This is a genomic window from Brasilonema angustatum (assembly GCF_059505445.1).
This window is the reverse complement of record NZ_JCACKO010000102.1, coordinates 310,611-320,210: the sequence shown is the minus strand read 5'-3', so window position 1 is coordinate 320,210 and position 9,600 is coordinate 310,611. Positions and strand designations below refer to the sequence as shown.

General features: G+C 43.1%; 6 protein-coding genes and 1 tRNA gene. 5 read left to right on the top strand and 2 right to left on the bottom strand.

Annotated elements, in window-relative coordinates; all coding sequences use genetic code 11:
• Positions 1 to 198 precede the first annotated feature (198 nt).
• Positions 199 to 2,523, bottom strand: coding sequence for an IMS domain-containing protein (locus tag AC5JM2_RS18095; RefSeq protein WP_495836233.1), 2,325 nt, complete (start codon positions 2,521 to 2,523; stop codon positions 199 to 201).
• A gap of 730 nt (positions 2,524 to 3,253) precedes the next feature.
• Here AC5JM2_RS18095 and pdhA point away from each other — a divergent pair.
• The 5 genes from pdhA (at position 3,254) to AC5JM2_RS18070 (ending at position 7,107) form a co-directional block, all read left to right on the top strand.
• Positions 3,254 to 4,291, top strand: a complete 1,038-nt coding sequence (pdhA, locus tag AC5JM2_RS18090; RefSeq protein ID WP_495836232.1) for a pyruvate dehydrogenase (acetyl-transferring) E1 component subunit alpha — start codon at positions 3,254 to 3,256, stop codon at positions 4,289 to 4,291.
• A 105-nt stretch (positions 4,292 to 4,396) separates the two neighbouring features.
• Positions 4,397 to 5,233 (top strand): aldose epimerase family protein, encoded by an 837-nt coding sequence (locus AC5JM2_RS18085; RefSeq protein ID WP_495836231.1) that lies wholly within the window; start codon positions 4,397 to 4,399, stop codon positions 5,231 to 5,233.
• A gap of 63 nt (positions 5,234 to 5,296) precedes the next feature.
• Positions 5,297 to 5,368: transfer RNA gene (locus AC5JM2_RS18080), tRNA-Lys, on the top strand.
• A 255-nt stretch (positions 5,369 to 5,623) separates the two neighbouring features.
• Positions 5,624 to 6,703, top strand: coding sequence for a class II fructose-bisphosphate aldolase (fba, locus tag AC5JM2_RS18075; RefSeq protein WP_495836230.1), 1,080 nt, complete (start codon positions 5,624 to 5,626; stop codon positions 6,701 to 6,703).
• 194 nt (positions 6,704 to 6,897) lie between these two features.
• Entirely contained in the window at positions 6,898 to 7,107 is a 210-nt protein-coding gene (locus tag AC5JM2_RS18070) for a hypothetical protein (protein ID WP_495836229.1), read from the top strand.
• A gap of 394 nt (positions 7,108 to 7,501) precedes the next feature.
• Here AC5JM2_RS18070 and AC5JM2_RS18065 read toward each other — a convergent pair whose 3' ends face one another.
• On the bottom strand, positions 7,502 to 9,346 hold the full coding sequence (locus tag AC5JM2_RS18065; RefSeq protein WP_495836228.1) for a polysaccharide deacetylase family protein: 1,845 nt from the start codon (positions 9,344 to 9,346) through the stop codon (positions 7,502 to 7,504).
• Positions 9,347 to 9,600 lie beyond the last annotated feature (254 nt).

Sequence of the window (9,600 nt, the reverse complement as noted above, 5' to 3'; positions counted from 1 at the left end):
ATACAAGGTCAGTACCAAGTCGAGCGTTTTACATTTAATTAGGTTGAGCTACTTAACTAACATTGGAATTCACCAAAGACTAAAATTCACAGCAGTCGTTGAGTGAAATGTATGAAGATTTTCGTAAAAGGATAACAAAAGCTTATTGCTGGCAACCAAAAATCTCTAGTGCTATCCAGAACCAGTAAAAATTACGATCTAAAAAATCATACCTATTTTGTTGAGAACTGACATATCCTGGATGCGCCATGAACCCTCTACGCGAACCAGTTGATACCTAACTCGTAATTTTTCTTTATCAGATTTTTTCATCTGACCATTCGTATAATACTGTGTAGCTTCACTCACCGAAGCTTCTATCGCAGCATGATACTGGTCAGCGGCATTTGCCTCTAAAGATTCTACCTTCACGCTATGTTCGTATTTTCGATACTGGTTATCAGTTTTTTCCTGTTGCGCCCATCGCTGCCATTTTGTCAAGGTTGAACCCATTAAAATATACTTCAAACCATCAATCTCGTGGTTAGGTCCAAAAGCTGCAGCTTTAGTATCTAGCCAAGCCTGAATCATTTCTTCTGCTGTCGCTTCAGTGAGTTTTCCTGGTGGTAATTGTGGTTTACTGTTTTGGTCAGGAATTGGGACTAGGAGCTGATTTAGCTCAACTGATACCTGTTCTCCTTTCAACGAAGGTCCAGGGAAAAACAAATTTTTCAACAATCCGAAAGTTCCTGTTATCAAAAACCACAGCACCAATAGACTCACCGACGAAACAAACACAATCCGCACCAACCGCATTTGTGGTGGAGAAATACGGGCAAAAATTCGTTGAGGATAAGCAGATCCACGTCCTTCGCTAGCAGATACAGTGCGTTTATGCTTCCTTTGGGTTTGTTTTTGAGGAGGTGCGGTGGGATGTTTGGATCGCCGATTCGAGTTGTGGTAAGTTCCTCTGGGAGTGGCGTCTATGCTGTGAACTGGTGCTACAGGTGCTACAGGTGTTTCGGGTTGTGAACTCCAAGTATTTAATGAAGAAGACGATGTTGTATAACTGGGTGAGGAAGAGGAAAAGGTCGATGTGGCTGGTGTTTCTGAATTGGGAGTATTTTGAGTTGCAAATTTCCCCTCAACCACTTTGGAATTATTTGGGGAATTATTGCGGCGAGTCTCACGAGTGATTTGGTGTGTTTGCAAAGACTGTCTGTTGATTCCAGTTGCTAAATCTGTGGGTTCTGCTTCTGTGGACAAAGCTTCTAAATAAGCTTGCACCTGTTGATTAGCAAAATAATCTTTCAGGGAAGCGGGCCTATCTATCAAATCTCGAAAGTTTGGAAACACTTCATTTTCCAACCAGCGTTCCTCGTATAAACACAGTCCTGGTAAGAGGTCTGGAGAGTCTTGAGAACTTTCCCGAATAAAAGCTAGAGCCTCGTACTCCTGGGAGAGTTCTAATGCACGACTTGCTTCTTCTGTTTGCCCCAACAGAAGCGCACACAGCGACTGTTCTAGATGGACATCTTGACGTCTACCCAGGCGAAGCAGCATTTGCTTGGCTTGACGAATTAATGCGGGTTGGCGTTGAGCGAACCCCCGTGCGATCAAAGCATAGACTGCTAAATAGGTGGCGACTGCTGAGGGGCGCTTGCTTTCTACTTCAAATAGTTGGTGCTGCTCAGTAACTGTCAGGTAGTTACGCAGTTGCTGAATAAATCTCAGAAAATCATCTGTACTCAGACCAGATTTGTCGTTTCCTGTACCATCTATGCCACCACGCTCATCTAAAATATCATGCAATAATTGCAACCCTTGTTTTCGTTCGGTGGTCTGTTCTTCAGGTAGCGCCAGTAATTCTAAGATACGATAGGGTCGCAATCTATATAAGTCAAACTGAATTTCAGAGCGAACGCTGGGGAATAACGCTTCATGTGCGAGAAATTCCTCTCCAGTTTCTAAAGAAATCGCGGCATTTTCGTAGTGAGCTTGCTGCCATGCCTCGCGACCGAGTTCTAAACAAGCCAGAGAAACCGTAAGTACAACGTCTGGACGTTCACTAGAAAAAGGAACTTCCTCTATATTCTCTCTATCGCTTTGAATACTGCTTATACCATTTCTATTTACTAGGTGTGGACGACCCAGTTTTAGAACAAGTTCATATTCCCCAAGTTCCTGCAAAATCAATAAAGCACCAACGAATTCATCTTGGGAAATATCGATACTAAGGGCTTGAGAATCAAGCTCACCAATATGACCTTGGTGGCGACTTTCAACAGCGACTCCCCCACCTTCAGTGCTGTCAGAACCATAAGCATGAGCAAGATAAAGCTGGTCGTATGTTTTACGCTGTTTTGGATTAGACAGAACAATGTAAGCTTTTTCTATTAAGTTTTTTCGAGAAGTAATTGCTGCTTGGGAATACTCACGGCGTGGCAATTGCACAACGCGATCGCCATATGCCTGCCGCAACTGTTCCTCACTTGCCGCCATTGGTGTCCCTAAAATTCTGTAGTAATCTAGCGGAATTCGCACGGCTCATTTCCCCTGCAGCACGATCAACATAATTTTTCTAAAGCATTCCAGGCTTGTAAAAAACTGCCATAACAATAACTTATTAATTTCAGACTACAAGTATGTTTTGTTACAACTTAGAGCGTGTTTTCACATCACAATGGTATAATCTTGTTATGGTAGTAGTGTTTTGTCGATTATGATAAGTATCCAATCTTTTTAAGAAGATTTGTATTCTTTTTAGCTTTTCTAAATTCCAGCCTTTTTGACAAACAAAGAATTGACTATAGTATTTTGGATAACAGCATACATGATCGTTTCTTTGCAGGAATATTTTTTCCTTCTGTTTATGGAATAGGTATGGCTTGATGTTCCCTGCAATTGATTCAGAGGAACCATTCCCACCATATGATGAGAAAAGCACCACTTTTAAGGTTTGCTAGTATACAGCGACTTACAGTTTATCACAAATTCTTCTTTGAGTACAATAATCTACATAAAAATACTTAATTTCGGGAAATAAAGCCGAAATTGTTAATAAATATGCAGAAAACTTGTTATTTTGGTAGGTAATCTATAAACCAAGGTTGGCATACTACCGATTGCTGTGGCACAAAATGAACGACAGCAGTTGAGGTGAATTTGATTATTGACTGCTTTAAACGCTATCTTTTTAAAAGCTTACGCTGCATGAGCGCAACTGATCTCAAATCGTAACTTTAAGTTTTACAACAGGAATACTTAGAAAGAGATGGTTCAAGAACGCACATTACCCAAATTTGATGCGGCTAACGTACAAATAACCAAAGAAGAAGGATTGCTGTTGTACGAGGACATGGTACTAGGGCGCACCTTTGAAGACAAGTGTGCCGAAATGTACTACAGGGGCAAAATGTTTGGTTTTGTCCATTTATACAACGGTCAGGAAGCTGTATCTAGCGGTGTGATTAAGGGAGCGATGCGACCAGGTGAAGATTTCGTATCCAGCACTTATCGCGACCACGTTCATGCTCTGAGCGCAGGAGTTCCTGCAAAAGAGGTGATGGCAGAGTTATTTGGTAAAGCCACAGGGTGTAGCAAGGGGCGTGGTGGCTCAATGCATATGTTCTCTAGCGAACATCGCATGCTAGGTGGTTATGCTTTTGTGGCTGAGGGTATTCCCGTTGCTGCTGGTGCGGCTTTTCAAGCGAAATACCGCCGCGAAGTGTTAGGCGATCCAAAAGCAGACCAAGTGAGCGCTTGTTTTTTTGGTGATGGTGCTGCAAATAACGGTCAGTTTTTCGAGACGTTGAATATGGCAGCGCTGTGGAAACTACCGATTATCTTTGTAGTAGAAAACAACAAGTGGGCGATCGGCATGGCTCACGAACGGGCGACTTCCCAACCAGAGATTTATCGAAAAGCCAGTGTCTTTAACATGGCAGGTGTGGAAGTAGACGGTATGGATATCTTGGCGGTGCGAGCAGTCGCCCAGGAAGCTGTAGCCCGTGCGCGTGCTGGGGAAGGTCCTACCCTAATTGAAGCACTCACTTACCGTTTCCGGGGTCACTCTCTGGCTGATCCAGATGAATTACGAACCAAGGCTGAGAAAGAGTTTTGGTTTGCTCGTGATCCAATTAAGAAACTTGCTGCTTATCTGGTTGAGCAAAACTTGGCTTCTAGTGAAGAACTTAAGGCAATTGACCGAAAAATCCAGCAAGAAATCGACGAAGCAGTGAAATTCGCCGAAAGTAGCCCCGAACCCAACGCCAGCGAGTTGTATCGCTTTGTGTTTGCCGAAGACGAATAAAAAGTGCACCAGTCTGGAGTATTCAAGTAGAAAGAAAATACTCACCACTTGAATACTTCAGACTCAAAACGTGTTTGCAAACGGACTCCAATCATATTAATACTAATGAGTAAACTCCACATTCAAACAAATCAGTCCCAGCTTGAGGTTGTACCAGAAAGAGGTGGTATTATCACGAGCTGGCGCGTACAAGGTCAAGAAATTCTTTATCTGGATCAGGAACGTTTTGCTAATCCTGAGTTGAGTGTTAGAGGTGGAATTCCAATTTTGTTTCCTATCTGCGGCAACTTACCTAATAACACTTATACTCTTAACAACAAGCAGTACACCCTCAAACAACACGGCTTTGCTCGTGATTTGCCTTGGAAATTTACAGATGATTACGTAACTTCAGAAACAGCCAGCTTGACTTTGGTCTTAAGCAGTAACGAGCAAACACGCGCAGTTTATCCTTTTGACTTTAAAGTGGCTTTTACTTATCAAATACAGGGCAATACATTAGAAATCAAACAAAAATACACTAATCTTTCCACTGAACAAATGCCTTTTTCTGCAGGCTTCCATCCTTACTTTTTAACAGTGGATAAAAATCAACTCAAGGTTGAAATACCCTCGCGAGAGTACCAAGACCAAATCACCAAAGAATTTCACTCATTTAACGGTGATTTTGACTATAACCGCGATGAAATTGATGTCGCTTTTAAACAACTAAGCGCTAAATCAGCTACAGTTACAGATTATGCTCGCAAGCTGAAATTAACGCTGGAATACGATGATACATATTCTACCCTCGTCTTTTGGACGGTTAAAGGCAAAGACTATTACTGCTTGGAACCTTGGAGCGCTGCTCGTAATGCTATCAACACTGGTGAACGCCTGAGTGTGTTAGAACCAGAAGCTACCCATGCAGCAACTATACGCTTGACGGCAAATTTTTTCTAAACCCCTTTACAAATCTTTCTAAAGTTATGCTATGATTGGTTAGGTTTTGCAAATACAAATAACGGGTCGCTAACTCAACGGTAGAGTACTCGGCTTTTAACCGATTAGTTCCGGGTTCGAATCCCGGGCGACCCATAGATAAAGTTTAGAGTACGAAGTATTAAGTAATCAGCAGCTATATTTTGCTTCGTAACTCAAGGTACAAAACTAACAGATTGGAATGATAGAGTAGGGTTGGTAGTGTCCACCCTACTTTGCTTAAAGTTTTTCGACAGAAAGGACACAAGAGTAGTTATAATTTCCTATAAGCTTAAAATAATATTAAGAATAGCGTACCCATTACGCTTGTCTCAGATTGACTAGCCGACAACCATATTAGGAGGACTACTTATGGCGCTCGTACCTTTGCGGCTGCTGTTGGATCACGCAGCAGAAAACGGTTACGGCATCCCTGCTTTCAACGTTAATAACTTGGAGCAGATTCAAGCTATTGTTCAGGCTGCCCAGGAAACAGATAGCCCTGTGATTTTACAAGCCTCTCGTGGCGCTCGTAAGTATGCTGGTGAAAACTTCCTGCGTCACCTAATTTTGGCAGCGGTAGAAACCTACCCCAATATTCCCATTACCATGCACCAAGATCATGGTAATGAACCTGCTACCTGCTATTCAGCAATTAAAAACGGCTTTACCAGCGTGATGATGGATGGTTCACTCGAAGCCGATGCCAAAACCCCTGCTAGCTACGAGTACAACGTTAACACGACCCGTGAAGTGGTGAAAGTGGCTCACGCGCTGGGTGTCAGCGTTGAAGGTGAACTAGGTTGCTTGGGTTCTCTGGAAACTGGTATGGGTGAAGCAGAAGATGGTCACGGTGCGGAAGGCGTTCTTTCCCACGACCAACTGCTGACTGATCCAGACCAAGCAGTGGACTTTGTGGAGCAAACTCAAGTAGATGCTTTGGCTGTTGCGATCGGTACCAGCCACGGTGCTTACAAGTTTACCCGCAAACCAACTGGGGAAATCTTGGCAATCAGCCGCATTGAAGAAATTAACCGTCGTTTGCCTAACACTCACTTGGTGATGCACGGTTCCTCCTCTGTACCCGAAGATTTGCTCGCCCTGATTAACCAGTATGGCGGAAAAATTCCTGAAACCTACGGTGTACCAGTAGAAGAAATCCAAAAAGGTATCAAGAGCGGTGTGCGTAAGGTAAATATTGACACCGATAATCGTTTGGCTATTACCGCTGCTGTGCGTGAAGCTTTGGCTGCAAATCCCAAAGAATTTGACCCCCGTCACTTCCTCAAGCCTTCTATTAAATACATGCAGAAGGTTTGTATTGATCGCTATCAGCAATTTGGTACTGCTGGTAATGGTAGCAAGATCAAGCAGATTTCACTCGAAGACTTTGCTGCTAGGTATGCTAAGGGCGAACTCAACGCTGTGATTAAGAAAACTGCTGCTGTCTAAGTTTGAGAACAAATAAATAGGGACACAGCAATGCTGTGTCCCTATACACAGCGCGGAAGTAACAAGAACTATCTTAGTAACGAGAACTATTATCACGTACGTAGTATTCTATTCATTATCTTACCAAAGGTAGAAGCGCGGATTCGGATTTATTTCGTACTATCTCTTTGCATCTTACGAAACTCAAGGTAAAAATGAAAACACAAACAGCAACACAATCACAAAAAATCTCCGACGACGCCGCAAGAGGGGAGATCGAAGAGTTGACGCAAATCGAGTTGCTTGCCATCGTGGGAGGATTTTCTGGTTATGCGTCATTTACTCTGCAGTATGACCCAGACGGGACGAAGGCTAGGTCGTATGGAGGGATTGGTATTGATTTAGACGGTCGGTCAGTAGGTTAGGTCGTGTTAGATTAAGGGTTATTTAATCGTGACATCATATCTCACTCGTGCAACTTCCGTCAAAGGCTTTATTCGCATGGACAAACTTCTTTACCACTTGAGCCACTTGCGGGCACTCCAATACCTGGAACTGCTCCCAAAGTGCCAACTGACCTGGTGAGCATTTGTGCTTAGCCTTATTCCGACTTATTTTATGACCAGCCAGCAGCCGCCCCTTTGGGGAAGTCAAAAGTCAAAAGTGAGCCAGTGCGGTGGACGGGTTCACTTTTGACTTTTGACTTTGAGCGCAGCGAGTTGTGACGTGGTAGGAAAATCCTGGTTGCAAATTTCTCTTGGTGCGAGTCATTTGAGTTCAATACAGTTCAGTTAGAGCCAAAAACCTTAAATTTCGTATTCAGCTTCTCCGGTGTTTTGTTTTATTTTCCACCAAAACACAGGATGGGGTATTCGTCGTGGATGGAGATCCTAAGAGTGCAACTGCATGAGGGACAGGACGAGGTTGGTAACGTACAAGAGATTCTCCTTGATAAACCAAAGAAGTACTTTGACCGGAATCAACCATTACGGCATCTTGTAACCCAGCCTTAACCAGCGCCTTTCCCAAAGATATAGAGTCAACAGATTCTAGAGAAACGCCGACGGTAGCTTGTTTCTTTTGGTTAATGCCCCAAAAAGCCCGATAACGTGCTATGTCAAAACCATACAACCCGTTAAAGCTGCTTGGTTCACGAGGTTGACCATCTTTGACTAACCAAGCCGCCGCCACAAAAGCATCAGTCACCTCGGGCATTTCAGCTTGTATTCCCTCTAAAGTGTTGTGCTTGAGTGGATCGAAGGGAATGAAGCGCACTTCATGAGGACTAATCAATACCAGAGGACGTGCAGCAATTTTCTGGATGTCCCAAGCGCTACCAGGAATGAATTGTTTTGTCACCTGGCTGTATACTGGTCCAATCATTACATTGGAATTTAATAATTTTAGGGAGAAGAAACCCCCGTCTACAGCAGCAACAGCATTTGTATTACTTCTAGCTAAAATCTCTTTGACCGTATAACGACTATCAGCATGAATAGTTATCGGTTTACCACCCGAAACTAGAATCAGAGGAATTTTATTGATCGTCATGTCAGTTTTTTGAACTGGGCTTGCAAAGTCAAAGCCTGTTTTCCAGCTTGGTAATTTGGCACCTCCCCAAGCTTGCTTGATCACGTCTTGTAGCTTGGATTGACCAAAGCGGGAAACAGCCAATAAACTGTCTGATGCACCAGCAAAGCGTTCATCCACATCACTCATCGTCAGTGCTAGGTCATATCCGGCTGCTTGCACCGAACTTGCAACTTGCTCGTTATATTTTCCAGCAGGATAGGTGAAGTAGCGAATAGGAATTCCTAACTTTGCCTCTAAAATTGCTTTAGACTCAACAACTTCTATTTGGATTTGTTTCGGTGGGAAAACTGTTAAATCTGGTGGGTGACTAACGCTATGAGATGCGATGGTTACCAAAGGATTAGCCGCCATCTCCTTGAGTTGTTCCCAGCTGACATGAGTTCGACCGGTGTTGTTGCCGACACCATTGGTGTAAATAGAAAATACAGCGGGGTAACCGTATTTTTTGAGCAATGGATAGACATACTGATAATGTCCCCCGTAACCATCATCAAACGTTAAGACAACAGGCTTTTCTGGGAGTGGCATTCCCGTTTGCAAATGCGTCATCAGCTGGTCAAGACTAATGGGAGTCATGCCATTGTCTTTCAGGGTTTGGAAATGTTGTTCTAATTCTTCTGGGGTGACATCAAAAAAGACTTGTTTTTCTGGTAAGATGTCGTGATACATGAGAATGGGCACTCTTGCCTCCTTCGCCGCTTGGTTAATGTTGGGCCAGGAAGTACGATTGAGGAAGGCATAGACATAGGGACCAACAGCTTCCACAATATTTTCTAGTCCCCAATTAGGCTTAGTCACCCAAGTAGATGCCAAAACAAAATTGCTCGCTGCACGAGAAACTTGGTTATTTAGGCTGATATCGTTATTGTTATTGTTACTACAAGCTTCAGTTGTTGTTGGAGCATTCTCAGGTTCAGCAGGTTTTGAAATAGGACGACGACGAGCAACAGCCAGTTGCGGTAAAAAGATTGAGACTGCAAGTAATCCACAAAGAAGGGTATGAAATATGCTTCGGGAACGGAAATTCAAAAATATGTAATTCAGAATAGGATTATTAGGAATCAGCTTCATACTTAATTTTTAGAATACCTGGGTTCTGTAAGGGCTGCGTTGGCGTCGGTTCGAGTAACGCTTACACTTTATTCCCTATTCGTTATAAAGATAAGAGATGAAAATATAAAGAAATATTAATAAAAATATAAGGACTGATTAAGCTTTACGCTCAGTCAATATCGAAACTTTTCTGTTGGTTAGACTGATTTTGATGCCAGTGAAGTTCCTGGTTTATCCCTATGCGCCTATGCCTATGGCTAACGCCACGGTGA